Annotated in this window: 24 protein-coding genes; 18 read left to right on the forward strand and 6 right to left on the reverse strand. The window is 64.7% G+C overall.

Annotated elements, in window-relative coordinates:
• The first annotated feature begins 35 nt into the window (after window positions 1–35).
• Window positions 36–1,295 carry an adenylate/guanylate cyclase domain-containing protein gene (locus tag IVB07_RS17235; RefSeq protein ID WP_247362589.1) on the forward strand — a complete coding sequence of 420 codons (1,260 nt, stop codon included), beginning with the start codon at window positions 36–38 and terminating at the stop codon, window positions 1,293–1,295.
• Between the two features lie 114 nt (window positions 1,296–1,409).
• Here IVB07_RS17235 and IVB07_RS17240 read toward each other — a convergent pair whose 3' ends face one another.
• Window positions 1,410–2,654, reverse strand: coding sequence for an MFS transporter (locus IVB07_RS17240; protein WP_018458389.1), 1,245 nt, complete (start codon window positions 2,652–2,654; stop codon window positions 1,410–1,412).
• Window positions 2,655–2,821: 167 nt separating this feature from the next.
• Between IVB07_RS17240 and IVB07_RS17245 the strand changes: the two genes are divergently transcribed.
• Complete coding sequence (locus IVB07_RS17245; protein ID WP_018458388.1) at window positions 2,822–4,174, forward strand: Nramp family divalent metal transporter; 1,353 nt, start codon at window positions 2,822–2,824, stop codon at window positions 4,172–4,174.
• Between the two features lie 121 nt (window positions 4,175–4,295).
• Here the strand turns inward: IVB07_RS17245 and IVB07_RS17250 are convergent, their stop codons facing one another.
• The 3 genes from IVB07_RS17250 to hemB form a co-directional block, all read right to left on the reverse strand.
• Window positions 4,296–5,072 (reverse strand): arginyltransferase, encoded by a 777-nt coding sequence (locus tag IVB07_RS17250; RefSeq protein ID WP_018458387.1) that lies wholly within the window; start codon window positions 5,070–5,072, stop codon window positions 4,296–4,298.
• A gap of 163 nt (window positions 5,073–5,235) precedes the next feature.
• Window positions 5,236–5,775, reverse strand: a complete 540-nt coding sequence (locus IVB07_RS17255) for an RDD family protein (RefSeq protein WP_039800407.1) — start codon at window positions 5,773–5,775, stop codon at window positions 5,236–5,238.
• A gap of 345 nt (window positions 5,776–6,120) precedes the next feature.
• Window positions 6,121–7,182: a porphobilinogen synthase gene (gene hemB, locus IVB07_RS17260; protein WP_018456862.1), complete on the reverse strand. Its 1,062-nt coding sequence runs from the start codon at window positions 7,180–7,182 to the stop codon at window positions 6,121–6,123.
• Window positions 7,183–7,304: 122 nt separating this feature from the next.
• Here hemB and IVB07_RS17265 point away from each other — a divergent pair, with 122 nt between their 5' ends.
• The 16 genes from IVB07_RS17265 (at window position 7,305) to IVB07_RS17340 (ending at window position 22,734) form a co-directional block, all read left to right on the forward strand.
• Window positions 7,305–7,802: a DUF6163 family protein gene (locus IVB07_RS17265; RefSeq protein WP_007611119.1), complete on the forward strand. Its 498-nt coding sequence runs from the start codon at window positions 7,305–7,307 to the stop codon at window positions 7,800–7,802.
• A gap of 406 nt (window positions 7,803–8,208) precedes the next feature.
• Window positions 8,209–8,727 (forward strand): MarR family winged helix-turn-helix transcriptional regulator, encoded by a 519-nt coding sequence (locus IVB07_RS17270; RefSeq protein ID WP_018456861.1) that lies wholly within the window; start codon window positions 8,209–8,211, stop codon window positions 8,725–8,727.
• 201 nt (window positions 8,728–8,928) lie between these two features.
• Window positions 8,929–9,165, forward strand: coding sequence for a hypothetical protein (locus IVB07_RS17275; protein WP_026233256.1), 237 nt, complete (start codon window positions 8,929–8,931; stop codon window positions 9,163–9,165).
• Between the two features lie 37 nt (window positions 9,166–9,202).
• A complete protein-coding gene (locus IVB07_RS17280; RefSeq protein ID WP_018456859.1) occupies window positions 9,203–9,424 on the forward strand; it encodes a hypothetical protein in 222 nt (73 codons plus the stop codon).
• Between the two features lie 247 nt (window positions 9,425–9,671).
• The gene (gene glyA, locus IVB07_RS17285; protein WP_018456858.1) at window positions 9,672–10,970 is read left to right on the forward strand and encodes a serine hydroxymethyltransferase; all 1,299 of its coding nucleotides are present in this window, start codon (window positions 9,672–9,674) and stop codon (window positions 10,968–10,970) included.
• A 29-nt stretch (window positions 10,971–10,999) separates the two neighbouring features.
• Window positions 11,000–11,482 (forward strand): transcriptional regulator NrdR, encoded by a 483-nt coding sequence (gene nrdR, locus IVB07_RS17290; protein WP_007603426.1) that lies wholly within the window; start codon window positions 11,000–11,002, stop codon window positions 11,480–11,482.
• The gene (gene ribD, locus IVB07_RS17295) at window positions 11,479–12,627 is read left to right on the forward strand and encodes a bifunctional diaminohydroxyphosphoribosylaminopyrimidine deaminase/5-amino-6-(5-phosphoribosylamino)uracil reductase RibD (RefSeq protein WP_018456856.1); all 1,149 of its coding nucleotides are present in this window, start codon (window positions 11,479–11,481) and stop codon (window positions 12,625–12,627) included. The genes nrdR and ribD overlap by 4 nt, the downstream gene beginning before the upstream one ends.
• A complete protein-coding gene (locus IVB07_RS17300; RefSeq protein ID WP_018456855.1) occupies window positions 12,627–13,250 on the forward strand; it encodes a riboflavin synthase in 624 nt (207 codons plus the stop codon). Before ribD ends, IVB07_RS17300 begins: the two co-directional genes overlap by 1 nt.
• A gap of 72 nt (window positions 13,251–13,322) precedes the next feature.
• The gene (gene ribH, locus IVB07_RS17305) at window positions 13,323–13,814 is read left to right on the forward strand and encodes a 6,7-dimethyl-8-ribityllumazine synthase (protein WP_018456854.1); all 492 of its coding nucleotides are present in this window, start codon (window positions 13,323–13,325) and stop codon (window positions 13,812–13,814) included.
• A 2-nt stretch (window positions 13,815–13,816) separates the two neighbouring features.
• Complete coding sequence (gene nusB / locus IVB07_RS17310; protein WP_007611091.1) at window positions 13,817–14,314, forward strand: transcription antitermination factor NusB; 498 nt, start codon at window positions 13,817–13,819, stop codon at window positions 14,312–14,314.
• Between the two features lie 176 nt (window positions 14,315–14,490).
• Complete coding sequence (thiL, locus tag IVB07_RS17315; protein ID WP_026233255.1) at window positions 14,491–15,489, forward strand: thiamine-phosphate kinase; 999 nt, start codon at window positions 14,491–14,493, stop codon at window positions 15,487–15,489.
• Between the two features lie 235 nt (window positions 15,490–15,724).
• Complete coding sequence (locus IVB07_RS17320) at window positions 15,725–17,845, forward strand: sodium-translocating pyrophosphatase (RefSeq protein ID WP_026233254.1); 2,121 nt, start codon at window positions 15,725–15,727, stop codon at window positions 17,843–17,845.
• Window positions 17,846–18,495: 650 nt separating this feature from the next.
• Window positions 18,496–19,404, forward strand: a complete 909-nt coding sequence (locus IVB07_RS17325; RefSeq protein WP_245288454.1) for a class I SAM-dependent methyltransferase — start codon at window positions 18,496–18,498, stop codon at window positions 19,402–19,404.
• The gene (locus IVB07_RS17330; RefSeq protein WP_018456849.1) at window positions 19,401–20,951 is read left to right on the forward strand and encodes an amino acid adenylation domain-containing protein; all 1,551 of its coding nucleotides are present in this window, start codon (window positions 19,401–19,403) and stop codon (window positions 20,949–20,951) included. Before IVB07_RS17325 ends, IVB07_RS17330 begins: the two co-directional genes overlap by 4 nt.
• A 35-nt stretch (window positions 20,952–20,986) precedes the next feature.
• Entirely contained in the window at window positions 20,987–22,465 is a 1,479-nt protein-coding gene (locus IVB07_RS17335; RefSeq protein ID WP_026233253.1) for a hypothetical protein, read from the forward strand.
• On the forward strand, window positions 22,462–22,734 hold the full coding sequence (locus IVB07_RS17340) for an acyl carrier protein (RefSeq protein ID WP_007603436.1): 273 nt from the start codon (window positions 22,462–22,464) through the stop codon (window positions 22,732–22,734). The genes IVB07_RS17335 and IVB07_RS17340 overlap by 4 nt, the downstream gene beginning before the upstream one ends.
• 78 nt (window positions 22,735–22,812) lie before the next feature.
• Here IVB07_RS17340 and IVB07_RS17345 read toward each other — a convergent pair whose 3' ends face one another.
• Both IVB07_RS17345 and bamE read right to left on the reverse strand, forming a co-directional pair.
• Window positions 22,813–23,814, reverse strand: a complete 1,002-nt coding sequence (locus IVB07_RS17345) for a tripartite tricarboxylate transporter substrate binding protein (RefSeq protein WP_026233252.1) — start codon at window positions 23,812–23,814, stop codon at window positions 22,813–22,815.
• A gap of 85 nt (window positions 23,815–23,899) precedes the next feature.
• Window positions 23,900–24,385, reverse strand: coding sequence for an outer membrane protein assembly factor BamE (gene bamE, locus IVB07_RS17350; RefSeq protein ID WP_018456846.1), 486 nt, complete (start codon window positions 24,383–24,385; stop codon window positions 23,900–23,902).
• Window positions 24,386–24,450: the final 65 nt, after the last annotated feature.

Raw genomic sequence — 24,450 nt, forward strand, 5'->3', positions numbered from 1 at the left:
CTTTCGCTCGTCACGAATGCACGCCATAATGGCGCATGCAATTGACCTCTCGCCTTGCGCTGATGAACTGGTTGGCCGGCCAGGGGCTCACCGGCCTGCCCGAACCCGAACTGCTGCGCGGCTTCTGCGAGCGCTGCCGCGCCGAGGGGCTGGAACTCTCGCGTGGCCTTGTCGTCATCGATACGCTGCACCCGATCTACGAGGGTCGCGCCTTCCGCTGGAGCGATACACCGACCAACGAGAGCGACGTCGTCGAATACGGCTCGACGGCCGAGGGCGACGCGGCCAACAATTGGCGCCGGTCGGTTTTCTATCATTTGCTCGAGCACGGTCACGACGAGATGGTGATCGACCTCGCCGACGCGCCCTCGCTCGATTTTTCGCAAATCGGCGAGCTCGCCGAAACCGGTCATCGCCATTTCCTGGCCTTTGTGCACCGCTTCGGGGAGACCGGAGCGCTGGGGCAGATGGACTGCCTCTACTCCTCCTGGACAACGCGACGCGACAGCGGCTTCGCCGACGCCGAACTCGCCGCGCTGCGCGATCTCGTGCCGGTGCTGGGGCTCGCGATCAAGTCGGCGCAGCAGGTCGACATCGCGCGCACGCTCGGCCGCGTCTATCTCGGCCGCGATGCGTCAGAGCAGGTCTTGAGCGGACGTATCTCGCGCGGCGTCACCGAGCGCATCAACGCCGTGCTGTGGTATTCGGATCTGCGCGGCTCGACCGGAATCAGCGAGAGCATCGGCCCCGACGAGATCATCCCGTTCCTCAACGACTATGCGCAGGCCGTGATCGACGCGATCCACGACGCCGGCGGCGACGTGCTGAAGCTGATCGGCGACGGCGTGCTTGCGATGTTCACCGGTGAAGACATGGCGCATGCCCGGCGCGCGGCGCTGCGCGCCGAGCATCTGTTCCGCAAGAACCTCGCTGCGCTGAACCTGAGGCGGGGCGCGGAGGGCCGTCCCACCACGTCCGCCTATATCGGCCTGCATGTCGGCGAGGTCTTCTACGGCAATATTGGCAGCGAGGACCGGCTCGACTTCACCGTGGTCGGTCCGACCGTGAACGAGGTCAGCCGCATCGCCTCGATGAGCCGTTCGGTCGATCGCGAGCTGCTGGCATCGGCAGAATTCTACAAGGGCCTCGACGCCGCCGGCCGCCGCTATCTCGTCTCCACAGGCCGCTACGCGCTGCGTGGCATCGGCCGTGCGCAGGATCTCTACACGCTTGATCCGGAGGTGGACGCGAGCGAGCCGGTGACAGGCAGCTACGAGCGGTATCTGGCGAACTAGGCTGGCTGCTTCAACATACTCCGTCATTGCGAGGAGCTCTTGCGACCAAGCAATCCAGACTGTCTCCGCGGACGGATTCTGGATTGCTTCGCTTCGCTCGCAATGACGGTGCAGCTAACACCGCGCCACCGCCTCATCGCCCACCATGTCCGGCTGCCGGTCCAGCGCCACCGCGGGCGAGAGCCAAATGACCAGCGCCTGCACGCCGAACACGGCGGCGGCGAGATAGAGGCACGCTTCGGCGCTCCACAGGCCGCCGACGATCGCACCCAGCGCCGAGCCGACCGGACGGGCGCCATAGCTCATGATGTTGATGGCGGAGACGCGGCCGAGCAGGCGAGGCGGCGTCACCGACTGGCGCAGCGTCGTGGTCGAGATCACCCACAGGATCGGCCCGACGCCGAGCAGAAAGAAGCTCAAGGCCGCAAGCCAGGGCGAGGGGACCAGCACCGTCAGCGCCATCACCACCGCCGCGACGAAGCCGGTAACGGGGCCGAGGCCGACGACCGTGCCGAACGCGATGCGCTTCATCACCCGCGTCGCGAACAGCGCGCCGATCACCATGCCGACACCGTACATCGTCAGCACGGTGCCGACGCCGACCGCGTTTAGGCCGAGGTGACGTACGGCATAGGGCACGAACACCGCGATCTGCAGGAACCATCCGGTGTTGAAGATGAACTGGGTGATGAACACCGGCCGCAGCAGCGGATGATGAAACACGAAGGCCGCGCCTTCGCGGATGTCCTGAAACGGATGCCGCCGTGGCGCCGGCGTGCGGGCGGGCTCGTAGATGCCGGAGAGCAGCACGACGGCGATCGCGGACAGCGCGGCCGCAAAGCCGAAGGCCGGGCTCGCGCCCCACCACCCGACCAGCGCGCCGCCGAGCGCAGGGCCGCTGGCGAAGGCGATGGTGCGTGCGAGCTCGATCCGCGCATTGGCCGCCGGTAGCAGGTCCGAACTCACCAGCGAGGGCACCAGCGCCGGCGCGGCCACGCTGTAGACGACGGTGCCGCACACGGCGGCAAAGCCGAGCAGCGCCAGCAGCGGCAGATTGAGCGCGCCGAGCGCGAGCAGCAGCACGATCGCTGCAAGGGCCGCGGCCCGCAGCGCCTCGGCGCCCGCCATCAGCGAACGGCGGGAGATGCGGTCGGCCAGCAGGCCGGCGGGGATGGCGAAGAGGACGAAGGGCAGGGTCAGCGCGGTCTGGAGCAGGCCGGTCTGGCCTTCTGCCACGCCGAGCGTCAGCACCGCGACGATGGGGGCCGCGGCCAGCGCGATCTGTTCGGCCGACTGTGCCGCCAAATTGGACCAGGCGAGGCGGTTGAATGTCTCGGGGAGGCGCGGGGGAATTGACATGGCTCGTTTCCTGCAAAGTCGGGTTGGCGCCAGTATCCGCCTCGGGAGGCTCCCAAACCCACCCGCTTCCCGACAGGGGCGACACATAGCGACCGCCGAGGGACCGACGCGGCTAGATGCAGTTGCAAATGAGTTGCAATAAGGCTCGACTTCGGTATTCTCGCCGCATGGATGCTCGCTCTCCCGATCTGACCCGAGATGCTGCCGGCTGGCGCAATGACGCGCCGATGACAAAGAGCCTGGCCGAGGTGAATGCCTCGGTCGCCCTCCCCATCGCGGGGGTGTGGTGGCGGCGCCTGCTCGCCTTCGTCGGCCCGGGCTATCTGGTTTCGGTCGGCTACATGGACCCCGGCAATTGGGCGACGGATCTCGCCGGCGGGTCCAAGTTCGGCTACACGCTGCTCTCCGTCATCCTGCTCTCGAATTTGATGGCGATCCTGCTGCAATCGCTGGCGGCACGGCTCGGCATCGTCACCGACCGCGACCTCGCGCAGGCCTGCCGCGGGACCTATTCGCCGGCCGTGAACTTTCTACTCTGGCTTGCCTGCGAGGCGGCGATCATCGCCTGCGATCTCGCCGAGGTCATCGGCACCGCGATCGCGCTCAAGCTGCTGTTCGGCATTCCCCTGATTGGCGGCGCGCTGATCGCCGCGCTGGATGCCTTTTTGCTGCTCATCCTGATGAATCGGGGCTTCCGTTTCCTCGAAGCCTTCGTCATCGCGCTGCTCGTCGTGATCGCAGTCTGCTTCACCGTCCAGCTTGCCGCGGCAGCCCCGCCGGTCGCCGAGATGCTGAGGGGATTTGTGCCGAAGACCGAGATCTTCACCAACCCCGAAATGCTCTACATCGCGATCGGCATCATCGGCGCCACCGTGATGCCGCATAATCTCTATCTGCACTCCTCGATCGTGCAGACGCGCGCCTATGAGCGCAACGACGAAGGCCGGCGCGAGGCGATCAAATGGGCGACGACGGATTCGACCATCGCCCTGATGCTGGCGCTGTTCATCAATGCCGCGATCCTCGTGGTGGCTGCTGCAACCTTCCACAAGAGCGGCCATTCCGACGTCGCCGAGATCGGCCAGGCCTTCGAGCTGCTGTCTCCGTTGCTCGGCCTCGGCATCGCCTCGACGCTGTTCGCAGTGGCGCTACTCGCCTCGGGCCTGAATTCAACGGTGACGGCGACGCTCGCCGGCCAGATCGTGATGGAGGGCTTTCTCGACCTGCGCCTGCCGAGCTGGGCGCGGCGGTTGCTGACCCGCGGCATCGCGATCATTCCCGTGATCGTCGTCACCGCGATCTATGGCGAGCGCGGCACGGCTGATCTGCTGGTATTCAGCCAGGTCGTGTTGTCGATGCAATTGCCCTTCGCCGTCATCCCGCTGGTCCGCTTCGTCTCCGACCGCCGCAAGATGGGCAAGTTCGTCATACCGGTATGGGTCGCGGCGATCGCGTGGATCGTCGCCGGCATCATCGTGGTTTTGAACTTGAAGCTGCTCGCGGACACGCTGTTCGGGTGACCACACCACGGCTGTCGTCGTCCGGCTTGACCGGACGACCCAGTATTCCAGAGACAGTAGTGACTGAGCCGAGGCGCCGCGGCGTACTGGATGCCCCGCTTTCGCGGGGCATGACGGAGAGCTAATCCTGCGGCTCGGACGTCGCATCGCCTTGCGCGTCGATGCGCAGCCAACCTGACGGCGCGAGGCGCTGCTGCGGCAGGAAGCGGGCCTTGTAGTCCATCTTCTTGGAGCCCTCGATCCAGTAGCCGAGATAGACGTAAGGCAATCCCTGCCGCCGGGCGCGGGCAATGTGGTCGAGGATCATGAAGGTGCCCATCGAGCGGCTGACTTCGCCCGGCTCGAAGAACGAATAGACCATCGACAGGCCGTCGCTGAGCACGTCGGTCAGCGCCACCGCGATCAACTCCTCGCCGCGGCCGGTGATGCCGCTGTCGGGACCGCGCTTGCGGTACTCGATGATACGGGTCTCGACGTGGCTGTCCTCGACCATCATGGCGTAGTCGAGCACGGTCATGTCGGCCATGCCGCCATGGCGGTGACGGGAATCGAGATAGGCGCGGAACACCGAATATTGCTCGGAGGTCGGCACCGCGCTGCGCTGCTCGCCGATGATGTCGGCGTTGCGCGCGATGACTTTGCGGAAGTTGCGGGAGGGGCGGAACTCGTTGGCGATCACCCGGACCGAGACGCAGGCGCGACACTGGTCGCAGGCGGGACGGTAGGCGATCGACTGGCTGCGACGAAAGCCGCCATGGGTCAGGAGGTCGTTGAGGTCACCGGCGCGCTCACCTACGAGGTGCGTAAACACCTTGCGCTCGTGCCGGCCCGGCAGATAGGGGCAGGGGGAGGGCGCCGTGAGGTAAAATTGTGGGGTGTCGCGCGAGTGCTGGGTCAAGGGACGTCGTGGGCCTCCAAAATGTGCATCAGCATCGCGCTACGAAAGCCCCCGGTCAATCGGTCTACTCGGCAGGTCAGATCGGACAGCATAGCGGGTCCAGGTTGATAGGTTCTTGATCCAGGTTGGTTGATCAGTAGGTCCTTGATCGAAAGGTCGCTGATCAGTAGGTCCTGGCGCCCTGGGGCACCGGCGCACGAACGGAATTGTTGATCACGACCGTTCCCAACAAGAAATCCTGCAGCAAGCGCCTGCGGCCGTTGAAGAGGCCGACCAGGACGACGAAAGGCGACAGGAACGAGACGGTCACCCAGAACAGCACGGCGTGGGTGGCCCCGAGCACGAAATAGCCGGGCGCGCCGTACCAGGTGCGCAACTCAAGATCCATCACGCGCATGCCGATGGTCGCGGACGACGGACCGCCGATGCAGGCGCCGTAATAGACGATGGCCCAGATCACGGAGGCCGGCCAGGCCAGCCAGAACAGCGCCCAGCCGATGCCGAGCGTGACCACGCCGAACACCGCGATGAAGAGGTAGCCGAGGATCACCGGCACCGAGATCACAACCATGTCGATCAGGAAGGCGAAGACCCGCCGCGTCGCAACGCCGCGGAACAGTTCCGGGTGCAGATAGGGATCGTAGGCATGTGGCTGCGCCCCACCGTCATTGCGCCAGGCATTGCCCGAGTCCGAGTACGACATGACCATTCTCCCGAGGGAAACTCCCGTGGCAGGACTCCCGTGGAAGGACATGGGAACAGGCCGTCCGCGTGCCAAGGGCGCCGAGATTAACAAGCCGAAATATTCCGGCGATTCGGGGGCGGCGGAGGCGGGAGGAAAGGACGCGGCGCCACACCCTCAGTGTCGTCCTGGCGAAAGCCAGGACCCATTACCCCAGGGACAAGCTTGGCGAAAACTGGAAGTTAGTACGTTCGCCGGTATCGATACCGCGTGCTCTCGCTAGATCACCCGGTATGGGTCCTGGCTTTCGCCAGGACGACGATTAGAGACAGGGGCGCTCGGCCTTCGCCGGGACGACCTTGGGGCCTACCCCTGCGTCCGCAGCTTCTCCGCCGCCTTCGGTGCGAAATAACTCAGCACACCGTCGGCGCCGGCGCGCTTGAAGGCGAGCAGGCTCTCCATCATGGCGCGGTCGCCGTCGAGCCAGCCGTTGTTGGCGGCGGCCGCGATCATCGCGTATTCGCCGGACACCTGATAGGCGAAGGTCGGCATCGCGAACGTGTCCTTCACGCGACGGACGACGTCGAGATAGGGCATGCCGGGCTTGACCATCACCATGTCGGCGCCCTCGGCGATGTCGAGCTCGACCTCGCGGAGCGCCTCGTCGGTGTTGGCGCTGTCCATCTGGTAAGTGCGCTTGTCACCGGTGAGCGTCTTGGCCGAGCCGATGGCGTCTCGGAACGGGCCGTAAAAGGCGGACGCGTATTTTGCGGCATAGGCCATGATCTGCACGTCGAGCAGGCCGGTGCGATCCAGGCCCTCGCGGATCGCGGCAACGCGGCCGTCCATCATGTCGGAGGGCGCGATGATGTCGCAGCCGGCTTCGGCCTGCACCAGGGCCTGACGCACGAGCACAGCGACCGTCTCGTCGTTCAGGATCTTGCCGTCGGAGATCAGGCCGTCATGGCCGTGGCTGGTGAAGGGATCGAGCGCGACGTCGCAGAGAATGCCGATCTCCGGGAATTCCTTCTTGATCGCGCGCACCGCCTGGCAGACCAGATTGTTCGGGTTGGTGGCTTCCGAGCCCTCCTCGTCGCGCAGGGACGGATCGGTGTAGGGAAACAACGCGAGGCACGGGATGGTGAGCTTCATCGCCCGCTCGGCGTCGCGCACGGCCTGGTCGACACTGAGACGCTCGACACCCGGCATCGAGGCGATCTGCTCGCGCTTGTTGTTGCCGTCGATCAGAAACAGCGGCCAGATCAGATCGTCCGTCGTGAGCACGTTCTCGCGCACCATGCGCCGGGCCCATTCGGCCTTGCGGTTGCGGCGCGGGCGGACGGTCAGATCGAGGGCAGGGGAGGCCCCAGTGCCATCCCGGCGCGAGACCTCGCGCAACTCGATCGGACGTCCGTATTTGATCGCCATTACTTTTCCTCCGGCTGGAATTATTCTTATACCAGCTCGCATGGTTCCCGTCACCGCGGGTTGACCTGTCGCAAAAGATGGCAGCCGATTGATTTTGCGGGGCAAAGCAGCCAGAAGGGGGCATGTCCGAGATCTCCACCCGCGATGCGGCCCGCGACAGCACCAGGGATGCCGTCCGAGACAATGCCAGAGACAGCGCCATGTCGGTGGCGGCGATCTCGTCGGAGCGGGCTGAATCCGACGACAATGTCTGGACGCGCCGGCTCGTGCTGTTCCTGCGGGTGATGGCGCTGCTCTCGATCCTCAAGGGCCTCTATCATTGGGCGCAGGTGACGGGCTTCGTGGGCGGCGAGGACGAGGCCTTCGAGAACCAGTCGATGGCCTGGCAGGCCTCGACCATTTACTTCGCCGTGATCGAACTCGTTGCCGCGGTCGGGCTGTGGCTGGCGACGCCTTGGGGCGCCGTGGTGTGGCTGACGACCGTGGTGTCGATGGCGGTGATCGAGCTGATGTTCCCGGGCATCTACGGCGGCAGCCTGGTCGTGGTCGGCGTCGAAGCCTTCATGCTGGCGGCCTATCTCGCGCTCGCCTGGATGGCCGCACGCGAACGACCGCCATAGCAAACTCTCTTGCCCCGACTCTGCGCTCGGCTTCGCTGTGCTGGTCCGGGACACGAGATTGTCGCGCTTGGTTGACGGTTGGTTGCGTAAAATTCGACGTAAGTTTTCGCTAACCAGCGTGTTCCGCCACAGCTCTTACGCGGCCGTTTCGAAACGGGGCGGGGCTGTTCTGGAATGCGACAATCGGGGCGGACGGAGGGTGAACAGGACCTTGCGAGAGTCAACAGACTGTTGCGAAAAGTGCTTGTGGGACAGGCTTAATCCGCAATTCACTGTCTTAAATTCATGATCTCTTTATTCTCTTATTTAAGCCGATCTTCAAACGAGCCCCTTAAGTTGCACCTATCAGACGGGACACAAGTTTCGTCGAATGAGTGTCGATAAAAACGACAACAGGGGAAGTGTCATGATGAAAGCCGTCGCAACTGCGGCAGATACCGCAGAGCGCGTCTCCGGCCAGCAGGGTTCGGTGCAGACGCTCTATCTGGAAGCTTTGACTCTGGTGGAGCGGCTGCATCGCCGGCTGCTCGACGTCATCAAGGACGAGTTCGATCGCCGCGGCCGTGCGGACATCAACTCGGTGCAGGCGCTGCTGCTCTACAACATCGGCGACAAGGAGCTGACCGCGGGCGAACTGCGCACGCGCGGTTATTACCTCGGCTCCAACGTTTCCTACAATCTGAAGAAGCTCGTCGAGCTCGGCTTCCTCGACCATCAGCGCTCGCGCGTCGATCGCCGCTCGGTGCGCATCCGCCTGACGCCGCAGGGCCAGGAAATCCGCCGCATCGTCGACTCGCTCTACCAGAAGCACGTCAAGACGGTCGAACAGGTCGGCGGCATCTCGGGCGAGGAGTTCTCGACCCTGAACAAATCGCTGCACCGCCTCGAGCGGTTCTGGACCGACCAAATCCTGTATCGTCTCTGAGTTCTTTTCGACGGGACAAGGCCAAGCCGGCCCGCAACAAGACCGGCAAGCCTCCCGAACGTGCCTGAGCTTCCCCAAGCGCGCCGGCCCGGCTGTGTCCGGACCGGTGCGTTTTTCCATTTCGCGGTTGCGAAAAAATCCCCGACACCAGGGAACGAGTTCCCGGTTCGATGCTTATCTCCTCCGGATCGGAGGTTGACGATGCTGGTCGAGCGTGGCGTGGGGGTGATGAACGTGGAACTCGTGAGCGAGGCCTACGCCATCGCCGCGAACTATCTTCGCCGCTCCGGCGCGATCCGGGACACCCTCGTCACCGACGAGCGCCTGCTCGAGATCGTCATCAAGTTGCTCCAGCACGGCGAATTCAACAAGATCAGGCTGGCCAACAAGGCCATTGTCAGGTTCGAGGCGCAGTCCGAGGCCAAAGCGGTTGCCTGATCTCAAGTCCCAAACGCGGCAAGAACCAGAGGGTGCCATGGAAGCTGCCATCGACCGGATCATGCATACCTACGATTTGCTCGCCAACCGCACGTCCGCGGCGAGCGCGGAGGCGCGGGAAAAGGTCACGAACTACATCACCACCTTGATGGAAGCCGGCGAGAAGGACACCCACAGGTTGACGGTTTGCGGCCTGACCTATCTGCGGCAGCTCGACGGTAGCGTGGATCCCGTGAAGGCGGGGTATACCGGGCTGTAGAGGCCGGCCGCTCGCACCCGCGCGGCCTTTCGAGTCCAAAGCGGACCTTTCCTGGACATGGACGCCGGATACCACCCCGTCGTCCCAATCCTCCAATCCCACCATATCTTGCATAAATCACAGGTCCGACCCGCAAACCCTTGGCCTGTTGCGGGCGATGTGGTAGATCGCGCTCGCCGCTTCCGATCGCCACACCAGACCCGCCCGTAGCCCGCCAAAAGGCTGCGGCGGTGGAGATATTCGCAAGATGACCTTCGCCAAAACCGCCTCCGCGCCCGATTCGTTTTTCACCGCCTCGCTCGAGCAGGCTGACCCGGAAATCGCAGCCGCCATCAAGGGCGAGCTCGGCCGCCAGCGCCACGAGGTCGAGCTAATCGCCTCCGAGAACATCGTCAGCCGTGCCGTGCTGGAAGCGCAGGGTTCGGTGATGACCAACAAATACGCGGAAGGCTATCCGGGCGCGCGCTACTACGGCGGTTGTGAGTGGGTCGACGTCGCCGAGAACCTCGCGATCGATCGTGCCAAGAAGCTGTTCGGCGCCAACTTCGCCAACGTGCAGCCGAACTCCGGCAGCCAGATGAACCAGGCGGTGTTTCTGGCGCTGCTTCAGCCCGGCGACACCTTCATGGGCCTCGATCTCGCGGCCGGCGGCCATCTCACCCACGGCTCCCCGGTCAACATGAGCGGCAAGTGGTTCAAGGCCGCGCACTACACCGTGCGCCGCGAGGACCAGATCATCGACATGGACGCGGTCGCCAAGCAGGCCGAGGAGGTCAAGCCGAAGCTGATCGTGGCCGGCGGCTCGGCTTATTCGCGCGCCTGGGACTTCAAGCGCTTCCGCGAGATCGCGGACAGCGTCGGCGCGTATCTCCTGGTCGACATGGCGCACTTCGCCGGTCTCGTCGCCGGCGGCGTGCATGCCTCGCCCGTGCCTCACGCGCACATCACCACCACCACGACCCACAAGTCGCTGCGCGGTCCGCGTGGCGGCCTGATGCTGTGGAATGATGAGGCGCTGACCAAGAAATTCAACTCGGCGATCTTCCCGGGCCTGCAGGGCGGCCCCCTGATGCATGTCATCGCGGCCAAGGCGGTCGCCTTCGCCGAGGCGCTGCGGCCGGACTTCAAGGTCTATGCCAAGAACGTCGTCGAGAACGCCAAGGCTCTGGCGGAGGCGATGAAGGGCCACGGGTTCGACATTGTCTCGGGCGGCACCGATAATCATCTGATGCTGGTTGACCTCCGGCCGAAGGGCCTGAAGGGCAACGCCTCGGAGAAGGCGCTGGTTCGCGCCGCCATCACTTGCAACAAGAACGGCATTCCGTTCGATCCCGAGTCACCGTTCGTCACCTCCGGTATTCGTCTGGGCACGCCGGCTGCGACCACGCGCGGCTTTGGTGTCGCTGAATTCCAGCAGGTCGGCGGCATGATCGCCGAAGTCCTCAACGCGATCGCGCAGTCCGACGACGGCAAGGCGCCGCTGGTGGAAGCCGCGATCAAGGAACGGGTCAAGGTGCTCACCGACCGTTTCCCGATCTATCAGTAAGGCTCAAGAAAACCGGTCAAGGTCAACGGATGCGCTGCCCGAACTGCAACAGTCTCGATACGCAGGTGAAGGACTCGCGTCCGACCGAGGACTCTTCCGTGATACGCAGGCGGCGCGTGTGCGTCGCCTGCAATTTCCGCTTCACCACCTTCGAGCGCGTGCAGCTGCGCGAGCTCACGGTGATCAAGCGCAACGGCCGCCGCGTGCCGTTCGACCGCGACAAGCTGATGCGCTCGGTGTCGATCAGCTTGCGCAAGCGGCAGGTCGAGCCGGAACGGGTGGAGAAGATGGTCTCCACCATCGTGCGCGAGCTCGAGACCGGGGGCGAGGCTGAAATCTCCTCGGAGGTGATCGGCGAGACCGTGATGGAGCATCTGCGCACGCTCGACGACGTCGCCTATGTCCGCTTCGCCTCGGTCTACCGCAATTTCCGCGAGGCCAAGGATTTCGCCGACGTGCTCGGCGAGCTCTCCGGCGAGGAGGAAGCGCGGCTCGCCGCGATCCGCAAATGATCTTCCGCATCCTGGAGGATCAATTCGCGCAGAAGGCGCGCGAGTCCAGGGATGCCGACCGGCGCTTCATGGAGCTTGCGCTGGCGCTCGGCCGGCGCGGGCAGGGAAGTACCTGGCCCAATCCCGCCGTCGGCGCCGTCATCGTCAAGGACGGCGTGATCGTCGGCCGCGGTTGGACCCAACCTGGCGGACGGCCGCATGGCGAGCCTGAAGCGCTGCGGCGCGCAGGCGAGGCCGCGCGAGGCGCCACGCTCTACGTCACGCTGGAGCCGTGCTCGCATTTCGGCAAGTCGCCACCGTGCGCGGACGCCGTGATCGCCGCCGGCATCAAACGCGTGGTGGCCGCGATCGAGGATCCCAATCCGGAAGTCGCCGGTCAGGGCCACGCACGCCTGCGCGCCGCCGGCATCATGGTGGATGTGGGTCTGTGCGCGCGCGAAGCCGCCTTCGATCACGCCGGGCATTTCCGTCGCATCAGGGATCGCCGCCCGCATGTGATCCTGAAGCTCGCGGTCTCGCCCGACGGCAAGATCGGCGCGGCCGGCGGCAAGCCGGTCGCGATCACCGGCGAGGCGGCGCGCAACCGGGTGCATCTCCTCCGCGCGCAAAGCGACGCCATCCTAGTCGGCATCGGCACCGTGCTGGCGGACGATCCGCAGCTCGACTGCCGCCTGCCGGGCATGGCGGTGCGCTCGCCGGTGCGGGTGGTGCTCGACCAGAATCTGCGTATTCCCGGCGCAAGCAGGCTCGTGGGCTCCGCGCGCGAGATTCCGCTATGGGTGGTGGGTTCTGAACTCGCGGAGGCCGCGGCCGCCACGCGGCTCGGTGCGGCCGGTGCGCAGGTGATCCGCGTGCCGCCCGGCAATGCCTCGGGACTCGATCTTGCGGCCGTGCTGCATGCATTGGCCGGCAAGGGCATCACGCGGCTGATGGTCGAGGGCGGCAGCCGCGTCGCGGCGTCCTTCGCCGCCGCGGACCTCGTTGACGAGATCTGGCTGTTCCACGGCGCGGAAGCGGTGGGCGCCGACGGGGTGGATGCGCTCGCTGCATTGCCCCTGTCGAAAATCACGCAGTCGCAGGCCTACAAGGTTCATGCTAGCGAGACCTTCGATCAGGATACTCTCACCATCTACGAGCGCGCGTGATGTTCACCGGCATTGTCACCGATATCGGCGAGATCGTCGGCTTCACGCCGACGGCGCAGGGCCAGTTGCACCGGCTGCGCATCGCCTGCCGCTACGAGCAGACCACCATTGCGGACGGCGCCTCGATCGCCTGCAACGGCGTCTGCCTGACGGTGGTTGCTTCCGGCGTCGAAGGCGGCAAGGACTCTGCTCAAAGGACCTGGTTCGACGTCGATGCCGCGGCCGAGACGTTGGCGCTGACGACCGCAAAGCATTGGAGGGTCGGCACCAGGCTCAATCTCGAGCGTGCGCTCAAGATCGGCGACGAGCTTGGCGGGCATATCGTCGCCGGCCATGCCGATGGCATCGCGACCCTCGTCAGCCGCGAGGACCTGCCCGACATGGCGCGGTTCGAGCTCTCCACGACGCGGGAGCTGGCGCGGTTCATCGCGACCAAGGGCTCGATCACGCTCGACGGCGTCTCGCTGACGGTTAATACGGTGAAGGACGTGACCTTTTCGGTGCTGATCATCCCGCACACCCTGACGGTCACGACGATCGGCGGCTGGAAGGCGGGAGATGAGGTCAATATCGAGGTCGATCTGATGGCCCGCTACGCGGCGCGGCTGACGGAAATGAAGTGACGGCGTCTTTAAACTTGGCTTACCCGCTGGTGGCGACTACATAGCGCCAACCCCTGTGGAACGGATTTGACGATGGCAGACGCGCGGCGCGCACCCCTGAAGGACCAGACCGACGTTTCCGGCGCACGCGCGCTGATCGTCGAGGCGCGGTTCTATGACGATCTCCAGGACGCGATGCTCGAAGGCGCGGTGGCCGAGCTGAAGGCGGCCGGTCTGACCCACGACGTCATCACGGTTCCCGGTGCACTGGAGATTCCTGCGGCGATCGCCATCGCGGTTGACGCCGCGGCGACCAATGGCAAGCCCTATGATGCCGCGATCGCGCTCGGCTGCGTGATCCGTGGCGACACCATCCATTTCGAGATCGTCTCGCAGGAATCCTCGCGCGCGCTGATGGACCTGGCGGTGGCGCGAAAGCTGCCGCTCGGCAACGGCATCCTCACCGTCAACACCGAGGCGCAGGCCTGGGCGCGGGCGCGCGCCAGCGAGCTGAACAAGGGCGGCGATGCCGCGCGGGCCGCGATTGCGATGCTGCGCATAAAGCGCCGGCTGGCGCGGGCTTGATCATGGCCGATAACAACAAGAAGCCGCCGGCCGGCACGGAGAAGAAGGCGAACCGGCGCGGTGCGGCGCGGCTCGCAGCCGTACAGGCGCTGTACCAGATGGATATCGGCGGTGCCGGCATCAACGACATTTTTGCGGAGTTCGAGAGCCACTGGCTCGGCAACGAGGTCGAGGGCGACACATATCTCCCGGCGGAAGCGGCGTTCTTCCGCGACGTCGTCTCCGGCGTCGTGCGCGACCAGAAGAAACTCGATCCGCTGATCGACGAGGCGCTGTCGAAGGGCTGGCCATTGAAGCGCATCGAAGCGATCCTGCGCGCGGTGCTGCGGGCAGGGGCCTACGAATTGGAACACCGCAAGGACGTGCCGGGCCGCGTCGTCGTGTCCGAATATGTCGACGTCGCCAATGCCTTCGTCGACCGCGAGGAGACCGGCATGGTCAACGCGGTGCTCGACCAGATCGGCCGCCAGTTTCGCGGTGACGAGTTCGGGCGGGGGTGAATTGAGGCGCAGGGCGGTGAATTGATGCGATGTGGCTGCCCCATATTCCGCCGTCATCACCCGCGAAGGCGGGTGATCCAGTACGCCGCGGCCTATCGATGTCACACGATCGTCTCTGGAATACTGGATCGCCCGGTCAAGCCCGGCGATGACAGCGAAGTGTGTGGCTGACGCTGATGACAAACCCGCACAATCCCTCCGCCGAAGACTCCCTCATCGCGCGCTATTTCAAGCCGCTGGCGACTGATCCCGGCGCCTTGGGGCTGGTGGACGATGCCGCCATCCTGCAGGCGCTCGGCAGCGACATCGTCGTCACCACCGACGCGGTGGTCGAGGGCGTGCATTATCTTGCCACCGATCCGCCCGATACCATCGCGCGCAAGGCGCTGCGGGTGAACCTGTCCGATCTCGCCGCCAAGGGGGCCGTGCCGGCCGGCTTCGTGCTGACATTGGCGCTGCGCAGCAAGGAAGACGCTTGGCTCAGGCCGTTCGCGGACGCGCTCGGCGAGGATGCGAAAACCTTCGTCTGTCCGCTGCTCGGCGGCGACACGGTGTCGACGCCGGGGCCGCAAATGATCTCGATTACCGCCTTTGGCCGCGTGCCGCAGGGGCGGATGGTCGGCCGCACCGGCGCCCAACCGGGCGACCGTATCCTGGTGACGGGGACGATCGGCGACGCCGCGCTTGGCCTTGACGTGCTCAAGGGCGGCGCGGTCGCGAATGCGCTGGCCTCCGATCCGCACGCGCGCGAGACGCTGATCTCGCGCTATCGCGTGCCGCAGCCGCGCAATGCTCTCGCGCAGTCCGTGCGTGACCATGCGACGGCTGCGATGGATGTCTCCGACGGCCTTGCTGGAGATCTGACCAAGCTCTGTGCGGCATCAGGCGTCTCGGCCACGATCGACGTGACGAGCGTGCCGCTCTCGGCCGCTGCCGCCGGCCTGATCGCAGGCAAGGTCGTTTCCGTCGAGACGCTGCTGGCCGGAGGGGACGATTACGAGGTGCTGTGCACCGCTCCGCCAGCGCAAGCCAACGCGCTGATTGCCTTGGGGCGTGCGGCAGGCCTTGCCGTCACGGCCATCGGCACGATCGTCGCGGGCCATGAGCGGCCGCGCTTCCTGGACGGGCAGGGCCAGGAGCTGGTCTTGAAGCGGCTCTCCTACAGCCACTTCTAGGAATTGCTCCAAACCGGCGTCCCGGCTGCCAAGACAGGCTAAATACCTGCCGAGATCGGCTTTTCGGCCTTATCTGGCGTTGCACCCTCAATTTGATTTTGGCAAGGTCGTGACCGACTAAGGCCGCGCCTTCGGGCAAGGAGCGGCCTTCTTCAAAATCAAGGCGCCGCACCGCACGACGGAAAACAAAAGGCGCCGGGGGTACGTTCATCAAGGATCTGAGGCAAAAAATCACATGACAGCATTATGGTTGATTGTGCTCTGCGGAGTGCTTTCCGTCGTCTACGCGATCTGGGCGACGTCTTCGGTGTTGAGCGCGGATGCGGGGTCTCCGCGCATGCAGGAAATCGCGGCAGCGGTGCGCGAAGGCGCCCAGGCCTACCTGCGGCGTCAATACACCACGATCGGGATGGTCGGCATCGTCATCTTCGTGCTGCTTGCCTATTTCCTGGGACTCTACGTCGCGATCGGTTTTGCCATCGGCGCGATCCTGTCGGGGGCGGCCGGCTTCATCGGCATGAACGTCTCGGTCCGCGCCAATGTGCGCACCGCCCAGGCGGCGACCACGTCGCTCGCAGGTGGTCTCGAGCTCGCCTTCAAGGCGGGCGCCATCACCGGCATGCTGGTGGCGGGTCTCGCGCTGCTTGGCGTGACCCTCTATTTCGGCTTCCTGGTCCATTCGCTGAAGCTTGCGCCTGACAGCCGCGTCGTCATCGACGCCATGGTGGCGCTCGGCTTCGGCGCCTCGCTGATCTCGATCTTCGCTCGTCTCGGCGGCGGCATCTTCACCAAGGGTGCGGACGTCGGCGGCGACCTCGTCGGCAAGGTCGAGGCCGGCATCCCCGAGGACGATCCGCGCAACCCGGCCACCATCGCCGACAACGTGGGCGACAATGTCGGCGACTGCGCCGGCATGGCCGCCGACCTGTTCGAAACCTATGCGGTGACCGCGGTCGCCACCATGGTCCTGGCGGCGATCTTCTTCGCCAAGACGCCGATCCTCGCCGACATGATGACGTTGCCGCTCGCCATCGGCGGCATCTGCATCATCACCTCGATTATCGGCACCTTCTTCGTGAAGCTCGGGCCGAGCCAGTCGATCATGGGCGCGCTTTACAAGGGTCTGATCGCAACCGGCGTCCTCTCGCTGGTCGGCATCGCCGGTGTGATCCATTACCTGATCGGCTTCGGCAAGCTCGCCGGCGTCGACTATACCGGCATGGCGCTGTTCGAGTGCGGCGTGGTCGGCCTTGCCGTCACCGCGCTGATCATCTGGATCACCGAATACTACACCGGCACCGACTATCGTCCGGTGAAGTCGATCGCCCAGGCCTCGGTGACCGGCCACGGCACCAACGTGATCCAGGGCCTCGCCATCTCGATGGAAGCGACCGCGCTGCCCGCGATCGTCATCATCGCCGGCATCCTGGTCACCCACAGCCTCGCCGGCCTGTTCGGCATCGCGATCGCGACCGCCACGATGCTGGCGCTCGCCGGCATGGTCGTCGCGCTCGACGCGTTCGGTCCGGTGACCGACAACGCCGGCGGTATTGCCGAGATGGCGGGCCTGCCGAAGGAGGTTCGCAAGTCGACCGACGCGCTCGATGCAGTCGGCAACACCACCAAGGCGGTGACCAAGGGCTACGCGATCGGCTCCGCCGGTCTCGGCGCCCTGGTGCTGTTCGCGGCCTACAACGAGGATCTCAAGTTCTTCATTGCGGACTCCGCGCACCACGCCTACTTCGCCGGCGTCAAACCGGACTTCTCGCTCAACAATCCCTACGTCGTGGTAGGCCTGTTGTTCGGCGGTCTCTTGCCGTATCTGTTCGGCGCGATGGGCATGACCGCCGTGGGCCGCGCGGCGAGCGCGATCGTCGAGGAGGTCCGCCGACAATTCCGCGAGAAGCCGGGCATTATGCAAGGCACCGACAAGCCGGATTACGGCAAGGCGGTCGACCTTCTGACCAAAGCGGCGATCAAGGAAATGATCATCCCCTCGCTGCTTCCGGTGCTGTCACCGATCTTCGTCTACTTCGTGATCTATGCGATCGCGGGGGGCGGGGCGGCCGGCAAGTCGGCGGCGTTCTCGGCGGTGGGCGCGATGCTGCTCGGCGTGATCGTGACGGGCCTGTTCGTCGCGATCTCGATGACCTCGGGCGGGGGCGCCTGGGACAACGCCAAGAAGTACATCGAAGACGGTCATTTCGGCGGCAAGGGCAGTGACGCCCACAAGGCGGCCGTGACCGGCGACACCGTCGGCGATCCCTACAAGGACACGGCCGGCCCGGCGGTGAACCCGATGATCAAGATCACCAACATCGTGGCGTTGCTGCTGCTGGCAGTCCTCGCGCACTGAGGTAGACGTTGCTGAACGAAGACCCCGCGGCGCAGGCCTGCGGGGTCTTTCTTTGCGTGTGTGCTGCCGGAGGCCGGCGCATCATCTGAACATGAAACCCGCCCGGCGGGACGCGGAACGCAACAATCCGGTCATCAGAGCGATCCATCGATGCCGAGGGCGTAAGCCGCCCGAAAATGTGCACCCTACGCGTGCGCACATTTAGGGTTGCTTAACCGGCCGAGTTCTAGAAATACGAGAGACTGTCAGCGGCATCTTAGGGAGCTCCGCAGCACGCGTGTGGTGCTCCGCGCGCGGCGCGCTCTCGACATGCTCAGGGGTTCGCTGCCCGCCGCGAGAGGGAGGTTCCGTTGCCTGCACGGCCTGTGAACGAGATTGAGCGGGCATTGATGGCGCATCCGGGCGTGGCGGATGCTTTCCTCAGCGCCGAGCCTGGCCACGGCGGTCAGTCCGAGGTCGCTTTCGTCGCAATTGACCCCGATCATCTGAGCGCCGGCAAGGCGAAGCATCTCCAGGCCGAGTCGGATCGCAGAGTTGCGCAATGGCGTCGCGCTTTCGATCAAGCATATCGCCATGACGCCGACGGTGTTGTGCCGTCATTCGTCGGTTGGACCAGCAACTTCACCAACAGGCCCATTCCCGAACCCGATATGGTCGATTGGCTCGATCATACGATCCTGCAAATTCGTGCTCTTGGCGCAAGGCGGTTGTTGGAGATCGGGTGCGGCGTCGGCTTGCTCGTCGAAAAGCTCGCGCCCGGCTGTGACGTATATTGCGGGACCGACCTCTCGCCGGTGGCCGTTCAGCGGCTGCGTGCGTTCGCGCAGTCGAAGCCCGAGCTTCGGCATGTCGAGTTTCTAGAGCGGGAAGCCGCCGATTTGAGCGGCTTGCCGCTGAATTCGTTCGATGCAGTGGTGCTAAATTCGGTCGTGCAATACTTTCCCGGCATCGAATACCTGCACTTAGTCTTGGAGCAAGCCGCAGGCCTGGTGGCTCCTGGGGGGCACATCTTCGTCGGCGACGTTCGTAACCTCGAGCTCCTGCCGGTCTTCCATCGCGAAGTTCAATCCGCGAAAGTTTCGGGAGCCACGGATGCCGCGCTCGCGCGAAAGATCTTCCTGTCGATCGCCCAGGAGCGCGAGTTGGTGATCGACCCCCGCTACTTTCAGGGTATTTCCGGATCCATCCGGCGGATATCGGGTGCGGAAATCCTGCTCAAGCGCGGATCAAGCTACGAACTGACCCGCTATCGCTACGACGTGGTGCTGCGTGTCGATCGCGAAGCTGCTTCAGCTGACAGCGAGAACAGCAGCCTCGTGCCGGACATGAAGCAAGGGGAAAGTGAGGGCAGGCCGCTGGCGACCGATCCGATGGCCGCCGCGTTCCTTCAGCATCTCGGCATGGAGCTCGGGGACGTGTTGCAGGCCCAGTTTCCGGACGCGAAATTGCCCGCGGCCGTGATCGCGCTCAACCAGCGAGATTTTGCCGAGATCGTGCAGGCCTCGTCGAACGCGCCGGGCAATCCCGGCGACAATGAATTGATCGAGGCGTCGGTATGACCGCCCATAATCTGGCGCTGCGTTTCGAAGAGACCGTTGCGTCCTCGCCGGACGCCGTCGCCCTGTTGTGCGAAGGCGACAGCTTTGCCTTTTCGGAGCTCAACCGATTGGCAAACCGGTTGGCGCGCTGGTTGACATCGCGTGGCGTCAACAAGGGCGCCGTCGTGTGCCTTGAATTGCCGAAAATCGCCGAGGCCTATGCGCTCGCGATCGCCTGCATCAAGATCGGAGCACCCTATGCCTTCCTCGATCCTGCGGCCCCCGAGGAACGTGCCCGGCTGATGCTGGAGCGATGCCGGCCCGCGCTGATCGTCAGCGTGCGCGAGGGAGCTGGGCCGCGGACATTGATCGGCGATGCAATTGCCCGGGCTGCCTTGCATCATGCCCTGTCGCAGCTTGAAGACGACAATCTGCCGCTGACATCCCTGATCACCGGGGCCGATCCGGCCTATGTCATGTTCACCTCGGGATCGACGGGCGAACCGAAGGGCGTGGTCATCCCCCATCAAGGGGTGCTTCACCTGATCGCCTGGGCGAAGAGCGATCTTGGAATTGGACCCGGTGACCGGCTGACGAATGTCAACCCGATCTATTTCGACAATTCGGTCTTCGACATCTATGCCGGCTTCCTGAACGGAGCGGCGGTTGTCGCGCTGGACGCGCAGAAGGGGCGGCCCCCCGCAGAGCTGGTGTCGGAGATCACCAAGCATCAGTGCACGTTCTTCTTCGCCGTGCCGACCCTCTTCATGTTCCTGGACTCCATGCACCTTCTGAGCCCGGATTGGCTGCCGAGCGTCAGCCGATTCATGTTCGGCGGTGAGGGGTTTCCGCTGGCCCGGCTTCGTCGGTTCCACGACGCGTTTGCCGGCAAGGCGAAGCTGATCAATTGCTACGGCCCGACCGAGACGAGCTGCATTTGCAGCGGTTTCGAGATCGTCGAATCCGTTTTTGAGTCCAAGGACGGGTTGGCCCCGCTGGGGCGACTCAATCCCAATTTCAGCTACCGGATCCTGGACGAAGAGATGAAGCCGGCGCTTGCGGGCACTGCCGGCGAGTTGTGGCTGGGAGGCCCTGGGGTAGGGCTCGGCTACATCAACAACCCGGAAGAGACCGCCCGCCGTTTCTGTCAGGACCCTCTGATCGACGGCTATCGGTCGATCCTCTATCGGAGCGGCGACCTCGTGGAGGCCGACCTTGAAACCGGCGTCCTGCGTTTCCGCGGTCGCGCGGATAATCAGGTCAAGCTTCGGGGGTATCGGGTCGAGCTGGAGGAGATCGACCACGCGCTGATGGCGTGCAGGGGAATAACCCGTGCGCTCGCCGTGGTGCAGCACGACGCCAGTGGCGCCAGTCGGCTGCTGGCCGCGTATTCGGGTGCAAGAATGGCGGAAAGCGATCTGCGCCAGCACTGCACTGCGCACCTTCCCGCCTACATGGTGCCGGGCCGGTTCATCTGGATGGAAGACATTCCCGTCAATGCCAATGGCAAGGCGGACCGGCGCTCGGTAGCGTCACTGCTCGGCGAAGCTGTTGCAAGGGCCTCGTAGATGCAACAGCTCGTAGTGATCGCGCGCGTTGTCCGATGAGTGTTGAAAGCCAGCCCTACGGCTACGCGCCATCGGGTCCTCTTGCGAAGCCGTCGTGGCGGTTGATCCCCAAGATCGATCGGGACCCGAGGCTCGTGGCGGGGGTCCAGGACATCGGTGGCCGCGTGCTGCTCTGCTGCGCGGTCGGACTGCTCGCGGTTTTGTTTCGGCAGATAGGTATCGATTTTTCAGCGGCGGGACTCGCGCTGGTGTGCGCCTATGCCGGCCGGTACCGGCGCGTCCTGATCTTGCTCGCAACCTTGTTGCTGCTCTATCGCAGCGGCTTCCTGATCGACCGCGGTTTTCTCGAACGGCTGACGATCGACGAAGGCGTCGGCGACCGGATCCATCAGCCGCTGCTGGAAGCGGTCATGCTGGTCGTCGTGTTTGCGCTGTTCGCGGGCCTGCTGATCATGCAGGGGCCAGGGACGGTGGTCTTCCGCCGCCCGACGCTCAGCCTGTTGCTGGCGTTCCTGGCACTCGTCGCGCTGACGCAGGCCACGATGATGGCCGGCCTGCCGCGTGTTCTGCTGTGGTCGTTTCTGATGACGTTCCAGCCCTATTTGTGGTTTCTTGCCTATGGTTTGGCCGATGCGGGCAGGAAGCGATCTCCGGTGTGGCGGCACCTGAGCGTTTTCCACCCCTTCTGGGGATCGTCGCTGACGCCGTTCGGGAAGGGGCTGTCTTATCTCGACCGCTTCGAGGCCAAGACACCCGAGGAGCTTGCAGTGACGCAGCTCAAGGGCGTCAAGCTTGCGGTCTGGATCCTTGTGCTCGCCATCGTCAGAGTCTGTCTCGTCGAGATCGTCCACGGACGTTTGCAGCTTCCAATGTTCGACGACAACCTGCTGCAATATCTCGCGCGCCATCCCTGGCCGCGTTTCGTCGGATGGGCGAGCCTCGTCAGCTTCTTCGTCGAGGACTTGCTGAGCATGACCGTGTTCGGCGGCGTCATCATCGCCACGGCGCGACTTGCCGGCTTTCGCCTGCTGCGCAACACCTACCGGCCTCTGGAGTCAACGACGCTGGCGGAATTCTGGAATCGCTACTATTTCTATTACAAAGAACTGCTCGTCGACCATTTCTTCTACCCCACCTTTGTTCGCTGCCTCCGCGGCCATCGCCGGCTTCGCATGTTCTTCGCCACCTTTGCCGCGGCCTGTGTCGGCAACCTGCTGTTTCACTTCATCCGCGATATTCATTTCGTCGGCGAAATGGGCCTTTGGCGGGCGGTGGTCGGTCAGCAATCGCACGCGTTCTACACGTTTGTCCTGGCCATCAGTGTCGGGCTCTCGCAGATGCGCCGCGCCCCGCAACTGGCGCCGCGAGGATGGCTGCGTGGCCGCTTGCTGCCTTGCCTGTGGGTGTCGAGCTTCTTTTGTCTCATTCACGTCTTCGATGCGCCGCTCGACCGCGAGCATTCGCTCGGGCAACGCGCCGAATTCCTGTTCTATCTCCTGGGAGTCTCGACATGACCACGAAAGCCGGCCCTGAAGTCAGATCGCAGATGCGACGCTACATCGTGCAGCGGCTGCTGATGAAGGGCGACAGCGCGCCGCTTGGTGACGATGATCTGCTGTTCACCAGCGGCCGCCTCGATTCGCTCGACGCGGTCGAGCTGATCATGAGCATTGAGACCGACCACGGGATCAACTTCTCCGACATCGGCTTCGATTTGACGCGCCTGGACTCGATTTCGGCGATTGCCGCTTTGGTGGGACAGCCGTCGGCCGAGCTTGCATAGCAACCGAGGGTCGCCACGCACTCAACGCGAAAGCGCGGCCCGGCGCTGCATGTTGGGCCGCGTCCGCGGATGCGAAAGCTACTGCACGTCCATCTGCAGCCCTTCCTTCTGGATGATGCCGGCGAACTTCTTCGTCTCGGCGTCCACGAAGGCGGCAAACTGGTCGGGCGTGCCGTAGTCGGCGCGGGCCCCCATGGCCAGGATGTTCTTCTTGATGTCGTCGCGCTCGAGCATCGCCTTCACTTGAAGGTTGAGCGCTTCGAGAACGGCGGGCTGCACACCCTTCGGCAGGAACACCGAGAACCACGACGAGACGTCGAAAGCCGCAAGCTCCGGCGCGCTCTCGCGCATGGTCGGCAGGTTCGGCGCGAGGTCGCTGCGCTCCGTCGTGGTGACGCAGAGGCCGGTGAGGGTGCCGTTCTGTACCTGCGGCAGGCTCGGATAGAGGTTGTCGAACAGGATCTGGATGTCGCCGGCGAGCGCCGCCTGGAGCGCGGGACCGGCGCCGCGGAACGGGATGTGCGTCATCTTCAGCCCGGTGAGCTGCAGGAACCAGGCGCCGGTGAGGTGAGGGCTCTGGCCGACGCCGGAGGAGGCGTAGCTGAGCTTGTCCGGATTGGCCTTGAGATAGGCGACCAGCTCGGCGATCGACTTGATGCCGGTCTTGGGATGCGCCGAGACGATGTTCGGGATCCGGATCATGTTGGAGACCGGCTGGAGCTGGTCCGGCTTGTAGGTGAGGTTCTTGAAAATGCTGTAGGCGATCGCGTTCGGGCCGGGATTGCCGATCAGGATGGTGTGGCCGTCCGGCTTGGCGCGGACCACCTCGGCCGTGCCGATCGTACCGCCGCCGCCGGACCGGTTTTCCACCACGGCCGATTGGCCCCAGGCGGCCTGCAGATGCGCCGCCAGAAGCCGACCCATCACGTCGGTCGAACCGCCGGCGGCAGCCGGCACGACGAGGCGGACGTTTTCGGTCGGCTTCCAGTCCGCCAAGCTCGATCGCGGCAGGATCGCTGCGGCCGAGATAGCGGCAGCGCCAGTGAGCACGCGACGGCGGGACAGCAATTGATTGGGCACGAATCCACTCCCTGCATCTTATTTTGCAGGAGCGTATGGAAGCGTATGCGCAACGGCAAGCCGCACGAAGCCGCAGGCTGAAGGCTCAGTTAAAGCTGAGCAGCTTGAAGATCGGCGTGAGGTAGCTCATCTCCTGACCCGAGGTCGGCGTCGTCCGGCTGATGAAATCGAAGATCTTGCCGTCCTGGAGACCGTAATTCGCAAGCCGGCGCACACGCCGGTTCTTGTCGAAATAGACCGCGATGACGCGCTGGTCGACCACCCTCTGGTTCATGAAGGCGACAATGCGCTCGGAGCGCTGGGAGATGTAATAGAACACCTCGCCGTCGAGGGTTGCGACGGTGGAGGGGGTGCCCATCACGATCAGCACCTGGTCCTGGCTCGCACCGATCGGGATCTGCTCCAGTGCGCCGGGCGGCAGGATGTAACCCTTCTGGAACTGCTCGCCGGTGCAGCCCGCAAGCGCGGCGCCAACCAGGGCCGCGGCCGCGAAAAGGCGCAAGCCGCGCCAACGTGCATGAAGGCCGCGCGGCTTGTCTGCACGCAGGCTGGTCTGGTTCGTTATCGTCATAGCGGAACTGATTCCGTCCCCTTGCGTCGCGCGAGGCGCTGAAGTACCGGGCGGAGGCTCTGAAT

The sequence above is a fragment of the Bradyrhizobium sp. 172 genome, from assembly GCF_023101065.1.
In the GTDB taxonomy this organism is placed as follows: Bacteria; Pseudomonadota; Alphaproteobacteria; order Rhizobiales; family Xanthobacteraceae; genus Bradyrhizobium; species Bradyrhizobium canariense_D.